The organism is Streptomyces sp. NPDC107581, from assembly GCF_055657175.1.
The window spans coordinates 24392-47794 of sequence record NZ_JBVKBH010000024.1 but is presented as its reverse complement, the minus strand read 5'-3'; the positions used below and the strand labels follow the sequence as shown (position 1 = coordinate 47794).

Genomic DNA, 23403 nt, shown 5'->3' with positions numbered 1-23403 from the left:
TCCCAGGGCAGGCATGACGGGCGAGGAACGTTCCTCCCCATCTGTCATCGGAACCTGAGAGGTTCGCCGAGACCGCCACAGGAACGATCACGGCTTGCACCTTGGGTGGAGCCACTGACACAGCGGCCCGCTTTTCAGATGTGCCTCGCCCGCGCGGTAACGGGGCCTGAGAGATTCAAGGGAGGGACTTGCTCCTTCGGCGCCCCAGTGAAGACTGCTGGGGACTCTCCCGCGCGGATTCAAGCGGCCGGTATGCAGTTGGCGGCCACATCATTGCACGCCGGACCCTCACCCGTCAGGGCCGCATCCGTAACCGACCTGTGGCACTGCGCGCACCCCGTCACTGGACACGGCGCATTACCTTCTCTTTACATTGGATGGGCAGAGGATTACCGAGTCCACAGGGGAGGACCATCACGGTGAACAGGACCACGGCCTACGCCGCCACCACCGGCATCGCGGTGCCCGAGCAGCCCTGCGCACCGGCTCGCGAACGCGGCGCCGAGCGCCCGGCTCCCGTCGTGCGCGACCTGCGCGACCGCACCGGCCACAGCCCGCACGCCCTGCTCTTCGGCGCCCGTGACCTGGTGGTCGTCACCGGCCTGCCCGGCAGCGGCAAGTCCACGCTGATGCAGCGTGCGGTGCGCGGCCACCGCATCGACTCCCAGGACACCCGCGACCGCTGGGCGGCCCGGCTGCCCCGCCTGCTGCCGTACGCCCTCTACCGCCCGCTGGTCCGCCTCGCCCACTACGCCGGACTGCGCCGCGCCCTGCGCACCGGCGAAGGGGTCGTCGTGCACGACTGCGGCACCCAGGCCTGGGTGCGCGCCTGGCTGGCCCGCGAGGCCCGGCGCCGCGGCGGCACCCTGCACCTGCTCCTGCTCGACGTGACGCCCCGAGCGGCCAGGGAAGGCCAGCGCGAGCGCGGCCGGGGCGTGTCCCGGTACGCCTTCCGCCGCCACCGGCGTACGGCCGCCCGGCTGCTCGGCGCGGTGGAGCGGGGCGAGCCGCCCGCCGGCTGCGGCTCCGCGGTGCTGCTGGACCGGGACGCGGCGGACGTCCTGAGCCGCATCGGCTTCGCCGGCCGACCGGTGTGAGGACCGAGTGGATGGGGGCCCGGTGGGGGCCTAGTGGATGAGGGCCTGGTGGGTGTGAGGACCGGCCCGGTGCGAGGGCCCGGCCGGTGCGCGGACCGGCCCGGTGCGACGGCCGGGCGGGGGCATCGGACAGAAGTAATCGGACAGAAGCCATCGGACAGAGGCAATCGGACAGAAGCCATCGGACAGAGGCAATCGGACAGAAGCCATCGGACTGAGGTCAGCTGACTGACGTCATCGGGCCGAGCGGTGTCACAGGCACCCGCTAGCCTTTGAATCACAGCAGCGGTTCCCGGCAGGCGGCAGGTAGATGGACTTCTCGGCGGCGGACTTTCCCGCGGACTTCCCGGCACAGACGCACCCCCACCCGCACGGCGGTTGGCCCGGCAATGAACTGGAGGAGGTGCTCTCGGCCTCCCTCGGCACACCCGCCGCGGGCGGCCGGATCATCGAGGTCCTGGGCCGGAGCTTCGTCTGGATCCCGCTGCCCAGCGGCGGCGGCCCGGACAGCGGCCCGCTGGACCTGCCCACCCTGGACATCGACGGCCAGGTCCACGTCCCGGTCTTCAGCTCCGAGGAGCAGCTCCGCCAGGTGGCCGGCTCCCACATGTCGTACACCATCGCCCCGGCGGTGGAGTTCGCCCGCGGTCTGCCCCCGCAGGCGGGCATCGCCGTGAACCCCGGCGGTGTGGTCGGTGTGCCGCTGCCGCCCGAGGCGGTGGCCGAGCTGTGCCGCGCGGGCCGCACCCCGCTGGACGGCCCCGCCACGGGCGGCCGGGTCCGCCTCTTCGAGCCCGACTGGCAGGACGACCCGGTCGATTTCCTCTCCGCCGCCTCCGCGGAGTTCGCGGCGACGGGCGTGGTGGTCACCGCCCGGCGCTGCCTGGCCGTCATAGAAACGGCCGACCCGGTGATGTTCGTGGGCGTGGAGCTCTCCCAGTGGGAGGGCGACCTGCGGGCCCTTCCCCTGGAGGCGCTGGGTAAAGCCCTGGGCAAGATCCCGGTCCAGTGGCCGGTCAACCTCGTTCTGCTCGACGTGGCCCAGGACCCCGTGGCCGACTGGCTGAGGTCGAACGTGCGCCCCTTCTACGAGCACGGCCACTAGAACCCGACGCGGGGACAGCCCCCTTCAAGGGGCGCGGGCGACTGCGCGGCGAGCCACAACGCATCCGCACTCGCCGACGGACACGAGGCCCCGGGCCACTGGGCGCTTAAGCTGTGTCCGAACGCGGGGCAACAACACAGAAGGGGCGGTAAGACAGGTGAGCGCGAGCCCAAGCGGCAGCGTCGAGCACATGCTGCGCCAGGTCACCCCCGGGCGCTACGACGCCTACGAGGCACTGCTGCGCGCCCTCGCCACTCCTTCCTCCGGCCAGATCTGGATGCTCCTGTGGCACGGCCAGGCCGGCTCCCCGGACGCCCAGTACGGAAACATGGAGGTCGACGGCTCCAGCTACGCCCCCTGTGTGACCTCCGCCCAGGAGCTCTCGGCCAGTGGCTGGAACCGCTCCTACGAGGTGGTCGACGGACTCGACGTGGCCCGCACCCTCTATCCCGACCACTTCGGCCTCTGGCTCAACCCGCACGCCCCGGGCGGCGGCGTCGGCATCCCCTGGCTGGACCTGCGCCGCATCGCCACCGGCCTGGACCGCCAGCCCGCCGGCCCCCTGCGCCTGGCGGAACCCGGCATCGAGGTCGCGCAGTTCTACGCCCTGCTCGCGCAGAACGCCCACCGCACCCCGGCCCTGCGTTCCCTGCGCCGCGCCTGGGTGCAGCCCGCGCTCGGGGCGCCGTATCTCGCCATCGGCCTGGACGTGTACGACACCTCGCCGGCCGCGGTCGACTCGGTGCGCGCGATGATGCAGCAGTCCGTCGGCGCGGTCCCCGAGGGGCTGCCGGTCTCGACGGTCGCGATGACGGACGACTACGACCCGGTCGTGATGTGGATGCGGGTCAACGCCCGCCCGTTCTACGACCGCGAGGCCCATGCGGCCTCGCCCCAGCCACAGCTCCAGGCCCCGCCCCAGGTGCAGGCCCCGGCCGCCGGTTACGGCTACCCGCCCGTGCACGGCGGCTTCTGATCAACGGGCCCGATGAGCCCGCTGTTCGGCCCGGGCCGCAGAATGGATGGGCCCGACACGCTTCTGCGCGCGTAGACATCCGCCGTACGTCCCGAACCGTACACAATTCGGCGGTCTGTCCCAACTGGCCCACGTCCGGGAGTCGTTACCCACTGTTCGGATAACGGAATCCCCTGCACTGCATCACGGTTGCGCATACTTTCGCCGCCAGCTCTGGCGGGTGATCGCAACGACGCTGAAGACTCCCGACTCAAGACGCGAGGTGAAGACCTCGTGATCGTGGCAAGTCGACAAAGCCGCAAACCGCGGCAGGCGCAGGCCGGTCACCACCGGCGAGAGGGGTCGCTCACCGTGACCGCACCGATCGAGACCACCGGGGCAGCCGATGCACAGCCGGAGGCTGTGCTGGTGGGTGCCGACAAGGGGCAGATCGAGGGTCGTTCCCTGGGCCAGATCGCCTGGACCCGGTTCAAGCGGGACAGGGTCGCCGTCGTCGGCGGCGTGATCGTGATCCTGCTGATCCTCCTCGCGATCCTCTCGCGCCCCATCCAGGCCATGTTCGGCCTCGACCCCAACGCCTTCCACCAGGACCTGATCGTGCCCGACACCTCTCTGCCCAAGGGCGGCTGGGGCGGCATGAGCATGGATCACCCGCTGGGCGTGGACCCGAAGTTCGGCCGGGACATCGCCACCCGGATCCTGGAGGGCTCCTGGGTCTCGCTGGTCGTCGCCTTCGGCGCCACGATCCTGTCCAACGTGATCGGCGCGATCATGGGCGTGGTCGCGGGCTACTACGGCGGCCGGGTCGACTCGATCATCAGCCGGCTGATGGACATCTTCCTCGCCTTCCCCCTCCTGCTGTTCGCGATCGCCATCTCCGCCACCCTGCAGGGCGGCGCCTTCGGCCTCAACGGACTGCCGCTGCACCTGAGCGTGCTCATCTTCGTCATCGGCTTCTTCAACTGGCCCTATCTGGGCCGGATCGTGCGAGGCCAGACCCTCGCCCTGCGCGAGCGCGAGTTCGTGGACGCCGCCCGCGGCATGGGCGCCAAGGGCCCGTACATCCTCTTCCGCGAGCTGATGCCCAACCTGGTCGGCCCGATCATCGTCTACTCGACGCTGCTCATCCCGACCAACATCCTGTTCGAGGCCTCGCTGAGCTTCCTGGGTGTGGGCATCCAGCCCCCGCAGGCGTCCTGGGGCGGCATGCTCCGCGAAGCGGTCACCTACTACCAGGTCGATCCCCAGTACATGATCGTGCCGGGCCTCGCCATCTTCATCACCGTCCTGGCGTTCAATCTGCTCGGCGACGGTCTCCGCGACGCTCTCGACCCCCGCAGCCGCTAGGCAGCACCGAGAGACCACCCAGTTTTCCGATCAATGGAGGGGAAGCAGACCATCATGCGAAGGTCAGCGCTGGCCGCGGTCGCGGCCATCGGCTCCGCCAGCCTGCTGGTTGCAGGCTGCAGCAAGGCCGATGACAACAAGGACGGCAACACTCCGAAGGCGGCCGGTGCCAACGCGGCGACCACGGGTGTCGTCAATGCGTCCGACAAAAAGGGCGGCACGGTCACCTACGAGATGTCGGACGTGCCCGACTCGTTCGACCCGGGCAATACGTACTACGCGTACATGTACAACTTCAGCCGGCTCTACGCGCGCCCGCTGATGACGTTCCAGCCCGGCCCCGGCGAGAAGGGCAACACCCTTGTCCCGGACCTCGCCGCGAGCAAGGGCGTCCCGAGCGACGGCGGCAAGACCTGGACGTACAAGCTGCGTTCGGGCCTGAAGTACCAGGACGGCTCGGCGATCACGTCGAAGGACGTCAAGTACGCCGTCGAGCGGTCCAACTTCGCCCGTGACGTGCTCTCGCTCGGTCCGAACTACTTCCAGCAGTTCATGAAGGACGGCGACAAGTACAAGGGTCCGTACAAGGACAAGAGCGCCAAGGGCCTGTCCTCGATCGAGACGCCCGACGACACCACGATCGTCTTCCACCTGAACCGCGCCTTCCAGGAGTTCGACTACCTGGTCGCCGCGCCGCAGACGGCTCCGGTGCCGCAGGCCAAGGACGACGGCGTCGACTACGTCAAGCACATCGTGTCCTCGGGCTCGTACCAGTTCCAGAGCTACGAGGAGGGCAAGCAGGCCGTCCTCGTCCGCAACAAGAACTGGGACCCGAAGACCGACCCGCTGCGCAAGCAGCTGCCGGACAAGATCGTCGTCAACCTGAAGGTCAACCCGGAGACGATCGACAAGGACCTGCAGTCCGGCGACGCCACCGTCGACCTTGTCGGCGGCGGTGTCCAGGCCTCCACCCAGGCTCAGCTGATCAACTCGGCCGACGGCAAGGCCGCCACCGACAACACCTACGGTGGCCGCTTGGTCTACATGGCGATCAACACCAAGGTCGCCCCGTTCGACAAGGTCGAGTGCCGCAAGGCCGTGCAGTACGCCATCGACAAGGTCTCCGTGCAGACCGCCGAGGGCGGCCCGATCCGCGGTGAGATCGCCTCCACCGTTCTGCCGCCGGACATCACTGGCTACCAGAAGGCGGACGCCTACGCGACCAAGGGCAACAAGGGTGACGTCGCCAAGGCCAAGGAGCAGCTGAAGGCCTGCGGCAAGTCGTCGATCTCGACGAACATCTCGGCGCGCTCCGACCGCCCGCAGGAGATCGACGCGGCCACCGCGATCATCAACTCGCTGAAGAAGGTGGGCATCAACGCCACCCTGAAGCAGTACCCGCAGGGCAAGTACTTCACCGACTACGCGGGTGTGCCGAAGTTCACCGAGAAGCAGAACATCGGCCTGATCATGATGCAGTGGGGCGCCGACTGGCCCTCCGGCTACGGCTTCCTGCAGCAGATCCTGAACGGCAAGGCGATCAGCCAGTCCGGCAACACCAACCTGTCGCAGTACGACAACAAGAAGGTCAACGACCTGCTCGGCCAGGCCATTGGCACCGAGGACGTCGCCAAGCGCAACGAGCTGTACGCGCAGATCGACAAGCAGACGATGGACGACGCCGTCCTCGTGCCGCTGACCTACTTCAAGGTCCTGCTGTACCGCTCGCCATACGCCACCAACGTGGTCTCCACGGCCGCCTTCAGCGGTCAGTACGACTACCTCAACCTCGGCACCACGAAGAAGTAGCAGCCCCGGAAGGCAGGTGAAGGCATTGGTGCCCGCGGGCTACGCGGCCCGCGGGCACCAGCGCCGGTCCCCGTGATCTCGTACATCCTCCGCCGGACGTTCGCGGCAGTGATCCTGCTGCTCGTCGTCACCGCGGTCACCTTCGCCATCTTCTTCCTGCTGCCGCGACTCGCCGGCCAGACAGCGGATCAATTGGCGCAGCAGTACATCGGCAAGAGCCCGTCGAAGGCGGACATCGCCGCGGTCAAGCACAACCTCGGTCTGGACCAGCCCGTCTACGTCCAGTACTGGCACTTCATCAAGGGGATCGTGGCCGGCGCCACCTACGACCTCGGCCCCACCACGGTGCACTGCAACGCACCCTGCTTCGGCTACTCGTTCAAGACCCACCAGGCCGTCTGGCCGCAGCTCACCTCGCGCCTTCCGGTGACCCTCTCGCTGGCCGCGGGCGCCGCGGTGATGTGGCTGGTCTCGGGCGTGGTGATCGGCGTCATCTCCGCCCTGAAGCCGCGCTCGGTCTTCGACCGCACCTTCATGGGCGTCGCCCTCGCCGGTGTCTCCCTGCCCATGTTCTTCACGGGCAACCTGGCGATCCTGCTCTTCACCTACACCTGGCCGATCTTCGGCCGCACCTACGTCCCGCTCACCGAGAACCCCTCGGAATGGGCCAACACCCTCTTCCCCGCGTGGTGTTCGCTCGCGCTGCTGTACTCCGCCATCTACGCGCGGCTCACCCGCTCGGGCATGCTGGAGACGATGAACGAGGACTTCATCCGCACGGCCCGTGCCAAGGGCCTGCGCGAGCGGAAGGTCGTGGTCCGGCACGGACTGCGCGCCGCGCTCACCCCGATCATCACGGTCTTCGGCATGGACCTCGGTCTGCTGCTGGGCGGCGCGGTGATCACCGAGAGCGTGTTCTCGCTGCACGGCGTCGGCCAGTACGCGGTGCAGGCCATCAACGACAACGACCTGCCGCCGATCCTGGGCGTGACCCTGCTCGCCGCCTTCTTCGTCGTCATCGCAAATCTCCTGGTGGACGTGCTCTACGCGGCCGCCGACCCGCGCGTGAGGCTCTCGTGACCGAACTCTCCAAGACCGGCGCCGCCGTGGGCGAGCCCACCGCCTCCGGCAAGACGCCCGAAGCCTTCCTCGAAGTCCGCGACCTCAAGGTGCACTTCCCGACCGACGACGGCCTGGTCAAGTCCGTCGACGGGCTCAGCTTCTCGCTGGAGAAGGGCAAGACCCTCGCCGTCGTCGGTGAGTCCGGATCCGGCAAGTCGGTCACCTCGCAGGCCATCATGGGCCTGCACCGGCTCGGCACCCGCGGCAAGAACGTGCAGATGTCCGGCGAGATCTGGCTGGACGGCAAGGAACTGGTCTCCGCCTCCCCGGACGAGGTGCGCAAGCTCCGCGGCCGCGAGATGGCGATGATCTTCCAGGACCCGCTGTCCGCGATGCACCCGTACTACAAGATCGGCGACCAGATCGTGGAGGCCTACCGGGTCCACCACGACGTCAACAAGAAGGTCGCCCGCAAGCGGGCCATCGAGATGCTCGACCGGGTAGGCATCCCCGAGCCGGCCAAGCGCGTCGACGGCTACCCGCACGAGTTCTCCGGCGGTATGCGCCAGCGCGCCATGATCGCCATGGCCCTGGTCAACAACCCCGAGCTGCTCATCGCGGACGAGCCGACCACCGCCCTCGACGTGACCGTCCAGGCGCAGATCCTCGACCTGATCCGGGACCTGCAGAAGGAGTTCGGCTCCGCGGTCATCATGATCACCCACGACCTCGGTGTGGTCGCCGAGATCGCCGACGACGTCCTGGTGATGTACGGCGGCCGGTGCATCGAGCGCGGACCGGCCGACGAGGTCTTCGAGAAGCCGCAGCACCCCTACACCTGGGGCCTGCTCGGCTCGATGCCGCGCATCGACCGCGAGACCTCCGAACGGCTCATCCCGGTCAAGGGCCAGCCGCCGAGCCTCATCAACGTCCCCTCGGGCTGCGCCTTCCACCCGCGCTGCCCGTACGCGGACATCCCCAAGGGGAACGTCACCCGCACGGTGCGCCCCGAGCTGGCGCAGGTGGGCACCGGGCACTGGTCCGCCTGCCACCTCCCGGCCGAGGACCGTGAGCGGATCTGGACCGAAGAGATTGCGCCGAAGCTGTGAGTGAGACCAAGAAGACGGACTCCGTCGACAACGCCGTGATCCCGCAGCAGGCGCAGGCCCCCGAGGACGCCTCGGCGGACCGCGAGGTGCTGCTCAAGGTCGAGGGCCTGACCAAGCACTTCCCGATCAAGAAGGGCGTCCTCCGGCGCCAGGTCGGCGCGGTGAAGGCCGTCGACGGCATCGACTTCGAGGTGCGCAAGGGCGAGACCCTGGGCGTGGTCGGCGAGTCGGGCTGCGGCAAGTCGACCATGGGCCGGGTCATCACCCGCCTCCAGGACCCGACCGACGGCACGATCACCTTCGAGGGCCAGGACATCACGCGGCTGAACGCCGGGCAGATGCGTCCGCTGCGCCGCGACATCCAGATGATCTTCCAGGACCCGTACGGGTCCCTGAACCCCCGTCACACCATCGGCTCGATCGTCTCGGCGCCGTTCCGGCTGCAGGGCGTGGAGCCCGAGGGCGGGGTGAAGAAGGAGGTCCAGCGGCTCCTCGAACTGGTCGGCCTCAGCCCCGAGCACTACAACCGCTATCCGCACGAGTTCTCCGGCGGCCAGCGCCAGCGCATCGGCATCGCCCGCGCGCTCGCCCTGAAGCCGAAGCTGGTCGTGGCCGACGAGCCGGTCTCCGCGCTGGACGTCTCCATCCAGGCGCAGGTCGTGAACCTGATGGACGACCTCCAGCAGGAACTCGGCCTCACCTACGTGATCATCGCCCACGACCTCTCCGTGGTGCGGCACGTCTCGGACCGCATCGCGGTGATGTACCTGGGCAAGATCGTCGAACTGGCCGACCGCACCTCGCTGTACCAGGCGCCGATGCACCCGTACACCAAGGCGCTGATGTCGGCCGTGCCGGTGCCGGACACCAGGCGCCGGGGGCAGAAGAGCGAGCGCATCCTGCTGCGCGGCGACGTGCCCTCGCCGATCGCCCCGCCCTCGGGCTGCCGTTTCCACACCCGCTGCTGGAAGGCGACGGAGATCTGCAAGTCGACCGAGCCGCAGCTCGTCGAGCTGAGGCCCGGCCAGCAGGTCGCCTGCCACCACCCGGAGAACTTCGCCGACCAGGCTCCCCAGGACACCGTCCTGCTCTCGGCGGCGAAGGCGGCCTCGGAGCTGGTCCCGGACGCGCTGCTGGAGGAGTCGGCGAAGACGGCGACCGAGCCGGAGGCCGCCGAGGAGGCAGCCGCCGACACCGCCGCCGAGCCGGAGGCTGCTGAGGAAGCATCCGAGGAGGCCGCCGCCGAGCCGGAGGTCGCAGAAGAGGCTCCCGAAGAGGCTGCCGACGAGGCCGGCTCCGCCGAGGAGGCCTCCGAAGCCGAGCCTGCGTCGGAGGAGGAGGCTGCCGATGAGCGGCCCTCGGACTCCGCCGGGGCCAAGGCCAAGGCGCCCGAAACCGACTCGAAGGAGTCAACCGACAAGTAGCGCATGACAACTGGGCAAAGTCATGCACATGCCTGAACGGGAGAGTGCAGAGTCGTCCGTGTCCGTCCACCGACCGGCACACGCTCGAAAGGGACGACCATGGCACTCTCCCGTTCGGCACGCTTAGGGGCCCTCGCCACCGCGGCGGCCTCGTTTCTGGTCCTCGGCGCCTCCTCCGCCCCCGAACCCGGCGCACCCGGCATCGGCGACCCCTACTTCCCACAGCTCGGCAACGGCGGCTTCGACGCCCGCCACTACGACCTGGACATCGCCTACGACCCGGGCACCGGCCGTCTGGACGGCCGCACGACCCTCACCGCGCGCGCCACCCAGAACCTCTCCTCCTTCGACCTCGACCTCCAGAAGCTGGAGATCACCAAGGTCGAAGTCGACGGCAGACGCGCCCGGTTCACACGGGACGGCGACGAGGTCACCGTCACCCCGCGCGGCACCCTCCGCAAGGGCCGGCACTTCACCGTGTCCGTCACCTACGGCGGCATACCCGAACCCCTCAGCGGCCCGATCGTCTTCGGCTCGAAGTACGGCTGGATGAAGACCGGCGACGGAGTCTTCGTCGCCTGCGAGCCCAACGCCGCCTCCACCTGGTTCCCGTCCAGCGACCACCCCGCCGACAAGGCCACCTACGACATCCGGATCAAGGCGCCCAGGGGCCTGACCGGAGTCTCCAACGGCCGGCTGGTGTCGACGTACGACAAGGGCGGCTCGACGTACTCCCACTGGCGGGAGAACCGGCCGATGGCCACCTACCTCGCGACCGCCACCATCGGGAAGTTCGACGTGCGCACCGGCCGCACCCCGGGCGGCACCCCGATCTACGTCGCCATCGACCCCGTACTGAAGAACAGCAACAGTGTCGACGTGTACGCGGTCACCGCCGCCGCCACCGACTACTGGTCGCAGGTCTTCGGGCCGTACCCCTTCGAGGAGACCGGCGCGATCGTCGACGACATGCCCGAGGCCGGGTTCTCCCTGGAGGTGCAGAGCAAGCCCGCCTACTCGGCCGTGCGCAACGAGACGACCATCGTGCACGAGCTGGCCCACCAGTGGTTCGGCGACTCGGTGAGTGTGGCCCAGTGGAAGGACATCTGGCTCAACGAGGGCTTCGCCACCTACGCCCAGTGGCTGTGGGCCGAGCACCAGGGCACCCGCACGGCCCACGACTCCTTCCTCGCCGACTACAACTCCCGCGCGGCCACCTCGTCCTTCTGGCAGATCAAGGTGGCGGACCCGCAGCGCGACACGATGTTCGCCTCCGCCGTCTACGACCGCGGCGCGATGACGCTCCAGATGCTCCGGGAGCGCATCGGCGACCGGGCGTTCTTCAAGCTGCTGCCCGCGTGGACCCGGCTCCACCGGTACGGCAACGCGGACACGGCCGACTTCATCCGCCTCGCCGAGCGGATCAGCGGGCAGCAGCTCGACGACCTCTTCGACACCTGGCTGTTCACCACAGGCAAGCCGACCCTGTAGGCCTGGCTTTGTAAGGTTCACGCCCCTTGACAGGTGAGAATGTCAGGGTGCAGATCCAGCAACTCTTCAGCCCCTCCGTCCAGCACACGCTCGATGTCATCGGCATCTTCGTGTTCGCGATCTCCGGCGCCCTGCTGGCCGTCCGGAAGAACTTCGACGTCTTCGGCATCGCCGTGCTCGCCGAGGTCACCGCGCTGGGCGGAGGGCTGTTCCGCGATCTGGTCATCGGGGCCGTGCCCCCGGCCGCCTTCACGGACCTCGGGTACTTCCTCACCCCGCTGCTCGCCGCGCTCGTCGTCTTCTTCCTGCATCCGCACGTGGAGCGCATCCAGTCGGCGGTGCTCGTCTTCGACGCGGCCGGCCTGGGCCTGTTCTGCGTCACGGGGACGACGAAGGCGTACTCGTACGGCCTCAACCTGACCGCCTCCGCGACCCTGGGCCTGGCCACCGCGGTCGGCGGCGGCGTCCTTCGGGACGTGCTCGCCAACGAGGTCCCCTCGCTGCTGCGCTGGGACCGCGACCTGTACGCGGTCCCAGCGATCGTAGGCGCCACCATGGTGGTGCTGTGCCTGCGCTACGACGCGCTGACCCCGTTCACCAGCGGGCTCGCGGTCGTCACCGCTTTTGTCCTGCGTCTGCTGGCGATGAAGTTCCACTGGCGAGCTCCGCGTGCTTGGAACCGGCGTTCGACGGTGTCCGAGGAGTAGACCCGGCGGCTCCGGTGGTCCCGGTGGCCCCCGTGGTTCCGGCGGCCCCGGCGGTTCCGGCCGATCCCGTGGAGCCGGCCAGGGAACGGTCCTGGCCCTGGGCGCGGTTCTGGCCCATCTGCAGGGTCAGCCACCGGAAGACCGTGGTGACCTGGGGCCGCCACAGCGCCATGGTGTGCCCGCCCGCGCTGCGCGGCAGGAACACCACGTGCACGGTCGTCGGTGCCTTGGCGATGGACTCCATGGCCACGCCCGCCTGGTACCCGTCACCGGACTCGCCGGAGAAGTAGAGCGCGACCCGGGGCGGCGCGACGGCCTTCTTGAGGAGCAGGTAAGGATTGTTCTCGGCGCGCAGGACGGGGCTCTGCGCGGCGAGGGAGTTGCGCTCGCCGATCGGGTCGTTGTACCCGGACATGCTCACCGCGGCCCGGTAGCGGTCCGGGTGCGCCACGGCCAGCTTGACCGCGCAGTGCGCGCCGGCCGAGTACCCGCCGACCGCCCAGCCCTGCGGTGCCGGCAGAGCCCGGAAGTTGTCCATGACCATCTTCGGCACGTCGATGCTCAGCCAGCTGTCGGCGTTCACCTGACCGGGGATGTTGGCGCAGCCGGTGTCCACACCGGCCAGCAGGTTGGTGCGCGGGGCGACCAGGATGAAGGGTGCCACCTGGCCGCTCTTCATCAGCGGCAGCAGCTGCTCGTGCGTCTTCATCGACCCGAACCAGGCCTTCGCGGAGCCGGGGTAGCCCGGCAGTATCTCCACGACCGGGAACTTCTTGTGACGGTAGGCCGGATCGTTGTACTGGGGCGGCAGCCAGACGTAGACCTCGGCGTTGACGCCGGACACCCGGCCCTTGAGCTGGGTGACCTTCACCCCGCCGGCCGCGTGCATCCCGGGCCCGTCGGCCTGCTCGAAGTCCTGCTTGACCTTGGGGAGCTTCTTGAACGCTATGCCGCCGGTACCGTCCCGGCCGAGGTCGGCGGCCTGCTGGACGTGGTTGCCGGTTCCCAGCAGGTCGGCCCAGTTGTCGTACAGATTGTTCTGGTTGTTGACCAGTACGAAGACCAGCGTGACGGCCGTGCCCTGGGCGAACAGCAGCATCAGCACCCGGGCGGCGGTGCGCAGGGCCTTGGGCCCGCGCATCCTCGACCAGAGGACGAGCGGCAGTATCAGGGCGACCACGGACAGCACAATGGTCGTGTAGAGGAACGGAGTCCCGGTGAGGCTCATGTCCCCATAGAGGGAAAACGGGGGCTCGTGGTTGTGGACGTGTCCGGACACTTACCGAGAAATTGCCGGAACCTCACTCTGTAGAAGGGATCCTGCCGCATCACGTCATGCGACCGCAACATGGAAAGCTACCGCTTAGTAATTACGTGTTGTACCGTTCAGCCATGCCAGAAGCAGCTTCCGCCCCTTCCCCCACCCTCGGCTTCGCCGGAGCGGGGGGACCCGCATCGCGGGCCGTGATCGGCGACAGCGAGTTCGACCGCGACACGGCGGTCGCCCGGCGCGGGCCCGGTGTCTACGACATCGACCTCTCGGCCGGCTGGACCATCTTCGACGCCGTCAACGGCGGCTTTCTGCTGGCCGTCCTCGGCCGGGCCCTCGCGGACGCCCTCCCGCACCCGGACCCGTTCAGCGTCTCCGCGTACTACCTGACCGCGTCCCGGCCGGGCCGGGCGGTCGTCCGCACCGAGACGGTCCGCACCGGCCGCACCCTCTCCACCGGCCAGGCCTCGCTCTTCCAGTACGACGACGAGGGCAACGAGGTCGAGCGCATCCGCGTCCTCGCCTCCTACGGCGACCTCTCCGACCTCCCCGACGACGTCCGCACGACGGCGACGCCGCCCGCGATCCCGCCGCTGGAGCAGTGCTTCGGCGCCGACGACGCACCCGAACCGCTGCCGGGCGGCTCGGCCATCGCCGAGCGGCTGCTGCTGAAGCTGGACCCGGCCACCCTCGGCTGGGCGGTCGGCGCACCCTCCGGCAAGGGGGAGATGCGCGCCTGGTTCGGGCTGGCCGACGGCCGCGACGCCGACCCGCTCTCCCTCCTCCTCGCGGTGGACGCCCTGCCGCCCACCGCTTTCGAGATCGGTCTCAAGGGCTGGGTGCCCACGGTCGAGCTGACCGCCCATGTCCGCCGGCGCCCGGCCCCCGGCCCGCTGCGGGTGTCGATCACCACCCGCAACCTGGCCGGCGGCTTCCTGGAGGAGGACGCCGAGGTCTGGGACAGCGAGGACCGTCTGGTCGCCCAGTCCCGCCAGCTCGCCCGGTTCAGCCGCGGCTGAACGGCGCCCGGCCCGTCCAGGCCGCCAACCGCTCGTAGACCCCCGCCCCTTCGGGTGCCTCCCGGCGGGCGTCGAAGGGGGTCTGCGCGTCGCGGGGGCGGGAGTCCGGCAGCACCTGGCGGGCGGTGGCGAGCGCGAACTCGGCCGGCTCCGGGTCGAGGCCGTGCGGGTGGCCGACGGCCTCGGCCAGGTCCCAGGTGTGCGTCACGAGCTCCATGACGTAGCCGGAGAGCGCCGCGTGGCCGGGCAGCGCCTCGCCCCAGGGCACCCGCACCGGGCTCGTCATCCGCTCGTCGGGCTCCCAGGCCTTCAGGACCCGTACCCGCACCTCTTCGTAGGCCGCCGCCCAGCCGTCGTCCCCGACGCCCTCGGCGAAGGGATGCACCGCGAGTCCGTCGCCGCCCTCGCCGACCACGGCGATCCGCCGGGTGCCCCCGACGATGTGGCTCAGCAGGGTGCGTACGTCGAACTCGGTACAGGGCGTGGGGCCGTCGAGCTGCTCGGGGCGCACCGCCCCGATGAGCGCGGCCGCCTGCTCGGTGGCGCGGGTGTAGACGGGGCGCGGGTCGATGAAGCCGGTGGTGGTCATGGTCTGCCTCTCCGTTGGCGGGTACGAGCAGAGGATGCGCCGATAACCTGACAGAATCCGTCAGCATTTGCGTCGGGGTCCGGTGGGGCGGGACCCTGGGGGCGTGAAGTCCGGCCGGCTGCTGTCGATCCTGCTGCTCCTGCAGACCCGGGGCCGGGTGCCCGCGCACGAACTCGCCGGGCGGCTCGAGGTGTCGGTCCGCACGATCTACCGGGACATCGAGGCGCTGTCGGCCTCCGGCGTCCCCGTGTACGCCGAGCGCGGCCGGCACGGCGGCATCGAACTCCTCGCCGGATTCCGCACCGACGTCACCGGCCTGACCGCCGACGAGTCCCGCGCCCTGTTCATCCTCGCCGCCCAGGGTGCCCATGCCGCGCTCGGCCTCGACGCGGCGCTCGGCTCGGCCCTGCGCAAGGTGATGGCGGCCCTGCCTGCGCCGCACCGGCCCGCCGCCGAGGTCACCAGCCGCCGCATCCTGGTCGACGCCACCCGCTGGCGGGGCGGCCCGCAACAGGCCGTCGACCTCCAGGTGCTCCAGGACGCGGTGTTCCAGGACCGGCGGCTGAAGCTGCGCTACCGGCACAGCGGGGAGCAGGAGCCGCGGACGTACACCGTGGATCCCTACGGTCTGGTCGCCAAGGCCGGGATCTGGTACCTGGTCGCCGACCGGCGCGGCGGGCCCCGGCTCTTCCGGGCCGACCGGGTGCGCTCGGCCCGGGTACTGGACGAGCCGGTGCGGCGCCGGGCCGGTGTGGAACTCGCCGACGTCTGGGAGGTGCTGCGCCGGCAGGTGGAGGAGCGGGCGCAGGACGCGACCGAGGTCACGGTACAGGTGCGGCGCGAGGCCCTCGACATGTTCCGGCGCATCGCCGCCGCGCAGCTGACCGGGCCGCCGGACGACGACGGCGAGAGCGACCGGGTCACCGCCCGGCTGTCGTACCCGGCCCTGCGCGCGGTGCGCCAACTGCTCGTGTTCTCCGACCAGGTGGAGATCCTGGACCCGCCCGAGGCGCGTGCGGAACTGGTCCGGGCGGCCCGTTCGGTCACGGCTCTGTACCGGGCGGAAGCCCGCGGGGCGGGCGGAGGGCGGGCCCGGCGGGGCTGACCGGGCGGGGGCGACCGGGCGGAGAGCGGGCTCGGCGGGCCGACCGGGCGGCACTGGTCGGAAGGGAGCGTCGGGGCGGGTGGGGGCGGGGGAGGGTCAGTCCAGCCAGTGCCGGCGGCCGATGGTGATGAGCCGCATCTGCCGGGTGGCGAGCTGGGTGACCCGCTCCCGCTCGCCCTCGCCCTGCGGGGCCTCCAGCGCCTCAAGGAAGAGGGAGGCGGTGATGAGCATCTGGTCGACGTAGAGGTGCGCGAGCATCAGCACGTCGTCGTCGTTCCAGCCCTCGGCCTGCGGATCCTTGGCCAGCTCGGCCTTCACCTCCTCGGCGAACCGGGCCAGTTGGTCCCGGATGGCCTCGCGCACCGGCTGGACCCCGCCATGGCGCTCGCGGGCGATGAAGCGCACATGGGCGGGGTGGGCGTCCACGTGGTGCGCGATCAGCTCGATGGCACGCGCGATGCGTTCCTCGCTGTCGCCCGCCGTGGACACCGTCGTGCGCACCATCGGGTGCAGGCTGCCCAGTGCCTCGTCGACCAGGGCCACCCCGAGGTCGGCGGTGGAGCGGAAGTGCCGGTAGAAGGCGGTCGGGGCGACACCGACGGCACGGGTGACCTCGCGCAGGCCCAGACTGCTCAGACTCTGCTCCTCCAGCAGCGCGAGGGCCGCGTCCAGGAACGCCTGCCGGGTCTTCTGCTTCTGGGCCTGCCGGATGCCGAGGGTGTGACTCATGTCATCCAGTTAACAACTGTTCTCTGGAATTTGAAAGCCGCGGGACGCGCTAGACTCTAAGTCAGTGAACAAGTGTTACTACAACTGTTCACCGAAGCTTCACGCCAGGCCTTCACGTCGGGCCTTCGCGCCAGGTATCACTCGAGGTATCCCGGAGGGGGGATCTGATCCCATGCTGTTCTTCGTCGCCGCACTCATGCTGCTCGGTGTCGTGCTGGGCACCGTGGCCCACGCGCCGCTGGGCGTCACCGCCGCCGTCGCCGCCGTCATCGCCGTCTGGCTCGGCATCTTCGCGATCCGTGAGCGTCACGGCCGCCGTCGCCGCACCTCGGCCAACTGACCGTCCGTAACGACTTCCAGGAGCTGAGCACCATGCAACTCACCGCACCGGCCGCAGGCCGCACCGACACGCCCCCGCGCGCGCGGGACACCGACGGCATGGCCGTGGCGTCCTTCATCCTCGGCCTCCTCGGCCTGCTCGTCCTCAACCTCTTCCTCGGCCCCATCGCCATCGCCCTGGCCGCCGTCGCCCTCTGGCGCGGCACGTCCCGCCGTGGCCGCGCATACCTGGGCCTGGGCCTGGGCGTGGCCGACCTGGCGGTCCTGGTGATCGCCATGCAGATGTCCCACACGGTGTCGTGGAGCCTCTGACCGGCCCCTGACCGGCCTCTGGCCCCGCCGCCCGTGACCACCTGACGCCGGCAACGCCCCGAGGACGACGGGGTACGGCCACGCACCCTCCCGCCCCCACCCCGGGCCCCACTCCCGCCGTGGTCACCCGGCCGACGCCCGCGCTCGCCGTGGGCGGCCGATCAGCTCTCACCGTGGGCATCCGGCCAACGCCCGCCCCCGCCGTGGGCGCCCGGTCAGCTCCCACCCCTGCTCTCACCGTGGGCACACGGCCGGCCCCGCTCTCGGCCTCGCTCCCACCCCCACTCCCGCCCTCGCCGTGGGCGGTCGGTCAGCGACCACTCGGCCTCGCTCCGGCTCCCGCCCCCGCCCTGGGCAGTCGGTCAGCAATCACTCGGTCTCGCTCCCGCTCCGGCTCCCGCCCCCGCCGTGGGCAGTCGTTCCGCACGGCGGAACGGGTGGGCGCGGCCCGCGGCGCCGGGTATGCCGCCACCGACCCCGGGAGCGGTCCACGCACGGCGCGCACGGCCGGGCCCGACAGGGATACGCGGCCCGAGCCCGCCCGCAGGGGCCCCGTAGAATCGGCGGCACCATGGCTTACCTCGACCACGCCGCAACGACCCCGATGCTCCCGGAGGCGGCGGAGGCACTGACCGCCCAGCTGAGCATCACCGGCAACGCGTCCTCCCTGCACGCCTCAGGCCGCCGGGCCCGCCGTACGGTCGAGGAGTCCCGCGAAACCCTCGCGGAGGCGCTGGGCGCCCGCCCCAGCGAGGTCGTCCTCACCTCGGGCGGCACCGAGGCCGACAACCTCGCGGTGAAGGGCCTGTACTGGTCCCGCCGTGACGCCGACCCGGCCCGCACCCGCGTTCTGGCCAGCCCCGTCGAGCACCACGCCGTGCTCGACGCCGTGCACTGGCTCGGCGAACACGAGGGCGCCACCGTCGAGTACCTCCCCGTCGACTCCTACGGCAGGGTCCACCCCGAGGCGCTGCGCGAAGCCATCGCCCGCAACCCCGACGACGTCGCCCTGGCCACCGTGATGTGGGCCAACAACGAGATCGGCACGGTACTGCCGGTCCATGAACTGGCCGAAGCCGCAGGCGAGTTCGGCGTCCCCCTGCACGCCGACGCGGTCCAGGCGTTCGGCCAGCTCCCGGTCGACTTCGGCGCTTCCGGCCTCGCCGCGATGACGGTGTCCGGGCACAAGGTGGGCGGCCCGTACGGCATCGGCGCGCTCCTGCTCGGCCGCGAGTACACCCCCGTACCCGTCCTGCACGGCGGCGGCCAGGAGCGACACGTACGCTCCGGCACCCTCGACGTCCCCGCCGTCGCCTCCTTCGCGGTGGCCGGCCGGCTCGCCGCCGAGCGGCGCGAGTGGTTCGCCCGCGAGATCGGGGCCCTGCGGGACCGGCTGATCGCCGCCGTCCGTACGGCCGTACCGGACGCGATCCTCGGTGGTGACCCGGCGCCCGGGGGACGGCTCCCGGCCAACGCGCACTTCACCTTCCCCGGCTGCGAGGGCGATTCCCTGCTGCTCCTGCTGGACGCCCAGGGCATCGAGTGCTCCACCGGCTCCGCCTGCACGGCCGGCGTCGCGCAGCCCAGCCATGTCCTGCTCGCCACCGGCACGGACCCGGACCTGGCCCGGGGCACCCTGCGCTTCTCCCTCGGCCACAGCTCCACGGAGGCGGACGTCGAGGCGGTCACCAAGGCCATCGGACCGGCGGTGGAGCGGGCCCGCGCGGCGGGCCTCAGCTGAGCGCCGGAAGCGACCTGACGCGTCGTACGCACGGCACCGGCGCCCGCAAAAACGGAGCCCGGGTCACCTGAGCCCGGTGCCGGCACAAGCGCACGAAGCGTGGCGACACGGAGCCCGGTGCCCGGAGCGGGGCGGGCGCACAAAGAACCTACGAGACGGGTTCCCTTCGCCGGTATTGTCCGGATCAGGTGACTGGGGGTCGCCTTCCAGTCCAGTACATGCGACCTTCCGGCCTCTCAGTCCGACCGTCGACGTCGGCCCCAGCGGAAGCCGTGTGCCTCTCGCCAAAGTCGGCTACTCCGGTCGAACTCCCTCACTCGTCCCGTAGGCGACTTCCAGCATAGAACGTCCGCTGCGTTACGGCATGTGCTGAATCATGATTCTTTGTACCGTTATGCCCCGACTCTGCTCATCTGCCGCACCAGCCTCATGTATCGCACCCAGTCCCAGTGCGGCCCGGGGTCGGTGTGGTCCGTGCCCGGCACCTGCACATGCCCGATGACGTGCTCCCGGTCGGCGGAGAAGTCGTAGCGCCCGCAGATCGCGGCCGTCAGCCGCGCCGAGGCCGTGTACATCGCGTCCGTGAAGGACGAGGGATCCTCCACGAAGCCCTCGTGCTCGATGCCGACGCTGCGCTCGTTGTACCCCCGGTTGCCCGCGTGGAAGGCCACGTCCAGCTCGCGGACCAGCTGGGTGATCCGGCCGTCCCTGCGCACGATGTAGTGCGCCGCCGCCCCGTGCGCAGGGTCCTGGAAGGCCTTCACCGCGCTGCCGTAGCCGCCCTGCGTGACATGGACGACCACCCGGTCCACCGCGTAGTCGTCCGGCCGGTCCGCCCGCCGGTAGTTCGCCGGTGAGGCCGCCAACCACCGCGCCCCACGGAAGTCGACCGCCCCCGCCACCCGCGGTCTGTCCACCCCCGGCAGCCGCCACCACAGACGGGACAGCTCCTGCCGGGCCAGCACGGCCGTGCCCACGGCGGCCGCGGCCCCGCCGACCAGCAGGGCCCGCCGCCCCAGCCGCCGGTCCGCGTCCCCGCCCGCCGCCCCTGCCGTCCGCCCGCTCGTCGCCCCCATGCGATCGTCAACGGATATCCGGCGGTTCCGGTTCCCGCGCCCCCGTACCCTGGAAGGGCTATGACTGACACCCCGCAGCGCCCCCGCCCCCTCCGCGTCCTCGCCGCCATGTCGGGCGGCGTGGACTCCGCCGTCGCCGCCGCCCGCGCGGCCGAGGCGGGCCACGACGTGACCGGCGTCCACCTCGCGCTCTCCGCGAACCCGCAGTCCTTCCGCACCGGCGCGCGGGGCTGTTGCACCATCGAGGACTCGCGTGACGCCCGCCGCGCGGCCGACGTCATCGGCATCCCGTTCTACGTCTGGGACCTCGCCGACCGCTTCCGCGAGGACGTGGTCGAGGACTTCATCGCCGAGTACGAGGCCGGCCGCACCCCCAACCCGTGCCTGCGCTGCAACGAGAAGATCAAGTTCGCCGCGCTGCTGGACAAGGCGCTGGCACTCGGCTTCGACGCGGTCTGCACCGGCCACTACGCCAAGGTGATCGTGGGCGAGGACGGCTCCCGCGAGCTGCACCGCGCCTCCGACATGGCCAAGGACCAGTCGTACGTGCTCGGCGTTCTGGACGAGAGGCAGCTCGCGCACGCGCTGTTCCCGCTCGGCGACACGGTCACCACCAAGGACGAGATCCGCGCGGAGGCCGAGCGCAGGGGCCTGGCCGTGGCCAAGAAGCCCGACTCGCACGACATCTGCTTCATCGCCGACGGCGACACCCAGGGCTTCCTGGCCCAGCGGCTCGGCAAGGCGGAGGGCGACATCGTCGACGAGTCCGGCGCCAGGCTGGGCACGCACGAGGGCGCCTACGGCTTCACCATCGGCCAGCGCAAGGGCCTGCGCATCGGCACCCCGGCCGACGACGGCAAGCCACGCTACGTCCTCGACATCTCCCCGGTGACCAACACGGTGACCGTCGGCCCGGCCGCCGCCCTGGACGTCAACGCCCTGACGGCGATCAAGCCGCGCTGGTGCGGCACCGCACCGTCCGGTCCGGGCACCTACACCGCGCAGCTGCGCGCCCACGGAGGCGAGACCGAGGTCACGGCGGAGCCGGTCGACGGCGGGCTGCGCGTCACCTTCGCCGAGCCGGTCCGCGGCGTCGCCCCCGGCCAGGCGATCGTGCTCTACGACGGCACGCGCGTGGTGGGCTCGGCGACGATCGCGTCGACCACGCGCGTGACGGCAACGGCGGTCTGACCGCCTGAGCCGGGCCGCCCGGCGCGGCAGCCGGCCGAGTCACCCGGTGAGGCAGCCGGGCCGCCCGGCGCGGCAGTCGAGTCGCCCGGCGGGGCAGCCGGGCCACCCGCCGGGTCACGTCGCCCGGGCCGGGCCACTCGGCGAGGCATGCCGTCCGGGCCGGGTCACCCGGTGAGGAACTCGACGAGCACGGGGGCGAGCACGTCCGGCTCCGCCATGTGCGTCTGCCCCTCCAGCACCCGGTAGGTGCTCTGCGGCACCGCGTCGGCCACGGCGCGGTTCGCCGTGCGCATCCACTCCGGGCTCGCCCCGCCCGCGACCACCAGAACGGGCACGGCGATCGCGGCCAGTCGCTCCCGGGGCAGCAGACCGTCGCCCATGACGGCGTCGTCGTACGCAAGACTCGGGGCGACGGCCTCCATGCCGGCCCACATGGGCGACTGGCGGGCGCCCCGGATCATCTCCTCGCCCAGGCCGGTCAGACGCAGGAACAGCTCCACCGCGTCCCCGCGCCGGCCCTCGGCGAGCGCCTTGGCCAGGTTCTCCTTGTACGCGGCCTCCCGCGCGGCGCCGCCGTCCAGGAAGTCCGCGAACGGCGCCTCGTACACGGCGGCCTGACGGACCGGAAGACCGCTCGCCGCCGCCTCCAGCACCAGTGCCCCGCCCGAGGAGACCCCGAACAGCGCCGCCCGGCCGCCCACCGCGTCGATCAGCGCGGCCAGGTCCTCCACCTCACGCGCCACCGCGTACGGCGCCGTGTCGCCGCTCTCGCCGCGGCCCCGGCGGTCGTAGACGACGGCCGTGCAGTGGTCGGCGAGCCGGTGCGCCAGGGGCGTCACGGTGCCTCCGGTGGACATCGCGCCGCTCACCAGGATCACCGTCGGCCCCCGGCCGATCACTCGGTACGCGAGGGCGGTGCCGTCGCGCGAAGTCGTCTTCTTGTCCATGCCCGTGCAGACTGCCGCACGGCGCCGGACTCATCGGTCACGACACGTCGACGTCGTAGAAGCAGAAGTGATCCCTGATCTCCGCCACGTCCGCCTTCGGGTCCGGGTACGCCCAGACCAGGTCGGGCGCGTCCGGCAGCGACCAGTAGGACGCGGTGCCCTTGAAGGGGCACACCGTGTGCGTGTCCGACGGGGTCAGCAGGTCGAGGCGGACGTCCTCGGCGGGGATGTAGTACCGCACCGGAGAGCCCGTCTCGCGCAGCACGAGGGGGCGGTCGGTCTCCGCGAGCACCTGGTCGCCGTGCACCACGCGCACGTGCCGCTCGCTCTTCTCGATGGTGATGGTGTGTCCACGGGTCATGCTGGAACAGCGCCTGCGGGCCCGGAGTTCTTCCCGCGTACGGTGGGGGACATGAATATCTGCGTCTTCCTGTCCGCGGCCGACCTCGACGAGCGGTACACGCGCCCCGCGCGCGAGTTCGCGAAGCTGCTCGGCAAGGGCGGGCACACGCTGGTGTGGGGCGGTTCCAACGTCGGGCTGATGAAGGTCGTCGCCGACGGTGTGCAGGAGGCGGGCGGCAGGCTGCTCGGGGTCTCCGTCGGCTTCCTGGCGACGAAGGCGCGGCCCGGCGCCGACGAGATGGTCATCGCGGCCGACCTCGCCGAGCGCAAGAAGCTGCTCCTGGAGAAGGCCGACGCCGTGGTGATCATGGTGGGCGGGACCGGGACGCTGGACGAAGCCACCGAGATCCTGGAGCTGAAGAAGCACGGCCGCACCGACAAGCCGGTGGTGCTGCTGAACACGGCGGGCTTCTACGACGGCCTCGAGGAGCAGTTCCGCCGCATGGAGGACGAGGGCTTCCTGCCGCGTCCGCTGTCCGAGCTGATGCTCTTCGCCGCGGAGCCGGCCGACGCACTCGCCCACCTCGAGAAGTCACTGCCGTCGCGCTGATGCGAG

Annotated in this window: 23 protein-coding genes and 2 riboswitches; of the genes, 17 read left to right on the top strand and 6 right to left on the bottom strand. The window is 70.8% G+C overall.

Annotation, left to right across the window (positions count from 1 at the left end; all coding sequences use genetic code 11):
• Positions 1-31: 31 nt before the first annotated feature.
• Positions 32-144, bottom strand: a riboswitch (glycine riboswitch).
• Positions 145-242: riboswitch (glycine riboswitch) on the bottom strand.
• Between the two features lie 177 nt (positions 243-419).
• From ACZ7P3_RS39350 to ACZ7P3_RS39305, 10 genes are all read left to right on the top strand, one after another.
• Positions 420-1097, top strand: coding sequence for an AAA family ATPase (locus tag ACZ7P3_RS39350; protein WP_472089250.1), 678 nt, complete (start codon positions 420-422; stop codon positions 1095-1097).
• A gap of 310 nt (positions 1098-1407) precedes the next feature.
• Positions 1408-2202, top strand: coding sequence for an enhanced serine sensitivity protein SseB (locus ACZ7P3_RS39345; protein WP_472089249.1), 795 nt, complete (start codon positions 1408-1410; stop codon positions 2200-2202).
• 190 nt (positions 2203-2392) lie between these two features.
• A complete protein-coding gene (locus ACZ7P3_RS39340) occupies positions 2393-3178 on the top strand; it encodes an enhanced serine sensitivity protein SseB C-terminal domain-containing protein (protein WP_472089312.1) in 786 nt (261 codons plus the stop codon).
• Positions 3179-3529: 351 nt separating this feature from the next.
• Entirely contained in the window at positions 3530-4525 is a 996-nt protein-coding gene (locus ACZ7P3_RS39335) for an ABC transporter permease (protein WP_472089247.1), read from the top strand.
• A gap of 54 nt (positions 4526-4579) precedes the next feature.
• Complete coding sequence (locus ACZ7P3_RS39330) at positions 4580-6334, top strand: ABC transporter substrate-binding protein (protein ID WP_472089245.1); 1755 nt, start codon at positions 4580-4582, stop codon at positions 6332-6334.
• Between the two features lie 72 nt (positions 6335-6406).
• The gene (locus ACZ7P3_RS39325; protein WP_472089244.1) at positions 6407-7414 is read left to right on the top strand and encodes an ABC transporter permease; all 1008 of its coding nucleotides are present in this window, start codon (positions 6407-6409) and stop codon (positions 7412-7414) included.
• Complete coding sequence (locus tag ACZ7P3_RS39320) at positions 7411-8505, top strand: ABC transporter ATP-binding protein (protein WP_472089241.1); 1095 nt, start codon at positions 7411-7413, stop codon at positions 8503-8505. Before ACZ7P3_RS39325 ends, ACZ7P3_RS39320 begins: the two co-directional genes overlap by 4 nt.
• Entirely contained in the window at positions 8502-9929 is a 1428-nt protein-coding gene (locus ACZ7P3_RS39315; RefSeq protein ID WP_472089238.1) for an ABC transporter ATP-binding protein, read from the top strand. The genes ACZ7P3_RS39320 and ACZ7P3_RS39315 overlap by 4 nt, the downstream gene beginning before the upstream one ends.
• 99 nt (positions 9930-10028) lie before the next feature.
• Positions 10029-11420, top strand: coding sequence for a M1 family metallopeptidase (locus tag ACZ7P3_RS39310; RefSeq protein ID WP_472089236.1), 1392 nt, complete (start codon positions 10029-10031; stop codon positions 11418-11420).
• A 47-nt stretch (positions 11421-11467) separates the two neighbouring features.
• On the top strand, positions 11468-12127 hold the full coding sequence (locus tag ACZ7P3_RS39305) for a trimeric intracellular cation channel family protein (protein WP_472089234.1): 660 nt from the start codon (positions 11468-11470) through the stop codon (positions 12125-12127).
• Here the strand turns inward: ACZ7P3_RS39305 and ACZ7P3_RS39300 are convergent.
• Positions 12036-13355 carry an alpha/beta hydrolase gene (locus ACZ7P3_RS39300; RefSeq protein ID WP_472089232.1) on the bottom strand — a complete coding sequence of 440 codons (1320 nt, stop codon included), beginning with the start codon at positions 13353-13355 and terminating at the stop codon, positions 12036-12038. The genes ACZ7P3_RS39305 and ACZ7P3_RS39300 overlap by 92 nt on opposite strands.
• A gap of 164 nt (positions 13356-13519) precedes the next feature.
• Between ACZ7P3_RS39300 and ACZ7P3_RS39295 the strand changes: the two genes are divergently transcribed.
• Positions 13520-14416, top strand: a complete 897-nt coding sequence (locus ACZ7P3_RS39295) for a thioesterase family protein (protein WP_472089230.1) — start codon at positions 13520-13522, stop codon at positions 14414-14416.
• On the opposite strand, the gene ACZ7P3_RS39290 is transcribed toward ACZ7P3_RS39295, so the two are convergent.
• Positions 14403-15005, bottom strand: coding sequence for a TIGR03086 family metal-binding protein (locus ACZ7P3_RS39290; RefSeq protein WP_472089228.1), 603 nt, complete (start codon positions 15003-15005; stop codon positions 14403-14405). The genes ACZ7P3_RS39295 and ACZ7P3_RS39290 overlap by 14 nt on opposite strands.
• A 103-nt stretch (positions 15006-15108) precedes the next feature.
• On the opposite strand from ACZ7P3_RS39290, the gene ACZ7P3_RS39285 reads away from it, so the two are divergent.
• Complete coding sequence (locus ACZ7P3_RS39285; protein WP_472089226.1) at positions 15109-16110, top strand: helix-turn-helix transcriptional regulator; 1002 nt, start codon at positions 15109-15111, stop codon at positions 16108-16110.
• 96 nt (positions 16111-16206) lie between these two features.
• Here ACZ7P3_RS39285 and ACZ7P3_RS39280 read toward each other — a convergent pair whose 3' ends face one another.
• Positions 16207-16839, bottom strand: coding sequence for a TetR family transcriptional regulator (locus tag ACZ7P3_RS39280; protein WP_472089224.1), 633 nt, complete (start codon positions 16837-16839; stop codon positions 16207-16209).
• Between the two features lie 172 nt (positions 16840-17011).
• Between ACZ7P3_RS39280 and ACZ7P3_RS39275 the strand changes: the two genes are divergently transcribed.
• The 3 genes from ACZ7P3_RS39275 to ACZ7P3_RS39265 all read left to right on the top strand — a co-directional run bounded on the left by ACZ7P3_RS39275 (position 17012) and on the right by ACZ7P3_RS39265 (position 19231).
• A complete protein-coding gene (locus tag ACZ7P3_RS39275) occupies positions 17012-17179 on the top strand; it encodes a hypothetical protein (RefSeq protein WP_472089222.1) in 168 nt (55 codons plus the stop codon).
• Between the two features lie 32 nt (positions 17180-17211).
• Positions 17212-17490 carry a DUF4190 domain-containing protein gene (locus tag ACZ7P3_RS39270; protein ID WP_472089220.1) on the top strand — a complete coding sequence of 93 codons (279 nt, stop codon included), beginning with the start codon at positions 17212-17214 and terminating at the stop codon, positions 17488-17490.
• 571 nt (positions 17491-18061) lie between these two features.
• Positions 18062-19231, top strand: a complete 1170-nt coding sequence (locus ACZ7P3_RS39265; protein ID WP_472089219.1) for a cysteine desulfurase family protein — start codon at positions 18062-18064, stop codon at positions 19229-19231.
• A gap of 392 nt (positions 19232-19623) precedes the next feature.
• On the opposite strand, the gene ACZ7P3_RS39260 is transcribed toward ACZ7P3_RS39265, so the two are convergent.
• The gene (locus ACZ7P3_RS39260) at positions 19624-20307 is read right to left on the bottom strand and encodes an N-acetylmuramoyl-L-alanine amidase (RefSeq protein WP_472089218.1); all 684 of its coding nucleotides are present in this window, start codon (positions 20305-20307) and stop codon (positions 19624-19626) included.
• 60 nt (positions 20308-20367) lie between these two features.
• Here ACZ7P3_RS39260 and mnmA point away from each other — a divergent pair, with 60 nt between their 5' ends.
• A complete protein-coding gene (gene mnmA, locus ACZ7P3_RS39255) occupies positions 20368-21498 on the top strand; it encodes a tRNA 2-thiouridine(34) synthase MnmA (protein ID WP_472089217.1) in 1131 nt (376 codons plus the stop codon).
• A gap of 164 nt (positions 21499-21662) precedes the next feature.
• Here the strand turns inward: mnmA and ACZ7P3_RS39250 are convergent, their stop codons facing one another.
• Positions 21663-22445 carry an alpha/beta fold hydrolase gene (locus ACZ7P3_RS39250; protein WP_472089215.1) on the bottom strand — a complete coding sequence of 261 codons (783 nt, stop codon included), beginning with the start codon at positions 22443-22445 and terminating at the stop codon, positions 21663-21665.
• A gap of 37 nt (positions 22446-22482) precedes the next feature.
• A complete protein-coding gene (locus ACZ7P3_RS39245) occupies positions 22483-22806 on the bottom strand; it encodes a DUF427 domain-containing protein (protein ID WP_472089214.1) in 324 nt (107 codons plus the stop codon).
• Between the two features lie 51 nt (positions 22807-22857).
• On the opposite strand from ACZ7P3_RS39245, the gene ACZ7P3_RS39240 reads away from it, so the two are divergent.
• Entirely contained in the window at positions 22858-23397 is a 540-nt protein-coding gene (locus ACZ7P3_RS39240) for an LOG family protein (protein ID WP_472089212.1), read from the top strand.
• Positions 23398-23403: the final 6 nt, after the last annotated feature.

What these genes read in the sequence shown, in the direction of transcription:
- ACZ7P3_RS39270 (WP_472089220.1), top strand. Translation starts at nt 17,212, where the DNA reads ATGCAACTCACCGCACCGGCCGCAGGCCGCACCGACACGCCCCCGCGC.
- ACZ7P3_RS39330 (WP_472089245.1), top strand. Translation starts at nt 4,580, where the DNA reads ATGCGAAGGTCAGCGCTGGCCGCGGTCGCGGCCATCGGCTCCGCCAGC.
- mnmA (WP_472089217.1), top strand. Translation starts at nt 20,368, where the DNA reads ATGACTGACACCCCGCAGCGCCCCCGCCCCCTCCGCGTCCTCGCCGCC.
- ACZ7P3_RS39240 (WP_472089212.1), top strand. Translation starts at nt 22,858, where the DNA reads ATGAATATCTGCGTCTTCCTGTCCGCGGCCGACCTCGACGAGCGGTAC.
- ACZ7P3_RS39265 (WP_472089219.1), top strand. Translation starts at nt 18,062, where the DNA reads ATGGCTTACCTCGACCACGCCGCAACGACCCCGATGCTCCCGGAGGCG.
- ACZ7P3_RS39245 (WP_472089214.1), bottom strand. Translation starts at nt 22,806, where the DNA reads ATGACCCGTGGACACACCATCACCATCGAGAAGAGCGAGCGGCACGTG.
- ACZ7P3_RS39310 (WP_472089236.1), top strand. Translation starts at nt 10,029, where the DNA reads ATGGCACTCTCCCGTTCGGCACGCTTAGGGGCCCTCGCCACCGCGGCG.
- ACZ7P3_RS39280 (WP_472089224.1), bottom strand. Translation starts at nt 16,839, where the DNA reads ATGAGTCACACCCTCGGCATCCGGCAGGCCCAGAAGCAGAAGACCCGG.
- ACZ7P3_RS39260 (WP_472089218.1), bottom strand. Translation starts at nt 20,307, where the DNA reads ATGGGGGCGACGAGCGGGCGGACGGCAGGGGCGGCGGGCGGGGACGCG.
- ACZ7P3_RS39300 (WP_472089232.1), bottom strand. Translation starts at nt 13,355, where the DNA reads ATGAGCCTCACCGGGACTCCGTTCCTCTACACGACCATTGTGCTGTCC.
- ACZ7P3_RS39345 (WP_472089249.1), top strand. Translation starts at nt 1,408, where the DNA reads ATGGACTTCTCGGCGGCGGACTTTCCCGCGGACTTCCCGGCACAGACG.
- ACZ7P3_RS39295 (WP_472089230.1), top strand. Translation starts at nt 13,520, where the DNA reads ATGCCAGAAGCAGCTTCCGCCCCTTCCCCCACCCTCGGCTTCGCCGGA.
- ACZ7P3_RS39275 (WP_472089222.1), top strand. Translation starts at nt 17,012, where the DNA reads ATGCTGTTCTTCGTCGCCGCACTCATGCTGCTCGGTGTCGTGCTGGGC.
- ACZ7P3_RS39250 (WP_472089215.1), bottom strand. Translation starts at nt 22,445, where the DNA reads ATGGACAAGAAGACGACTTCGCGCGACGGCACCGCCCTCGCGTACCGA.
- ACZ7P3_RS39290 (WP_472089228.1), bottom strand. Translation starts at nt 15,005, where the DNA reads ATGACCACCACCGGCTTCATCGACCCGCGCCCCGTCTACACCCGCGCC.
- ACZ7P3_RS39340 (WP_472089312.1), top strand. Translation starts at nt 2,393, where the DNA reads ATGCTGCGCCAGGTCACCCCCGGGCGCTACGACGCCTACGAGGCACTG.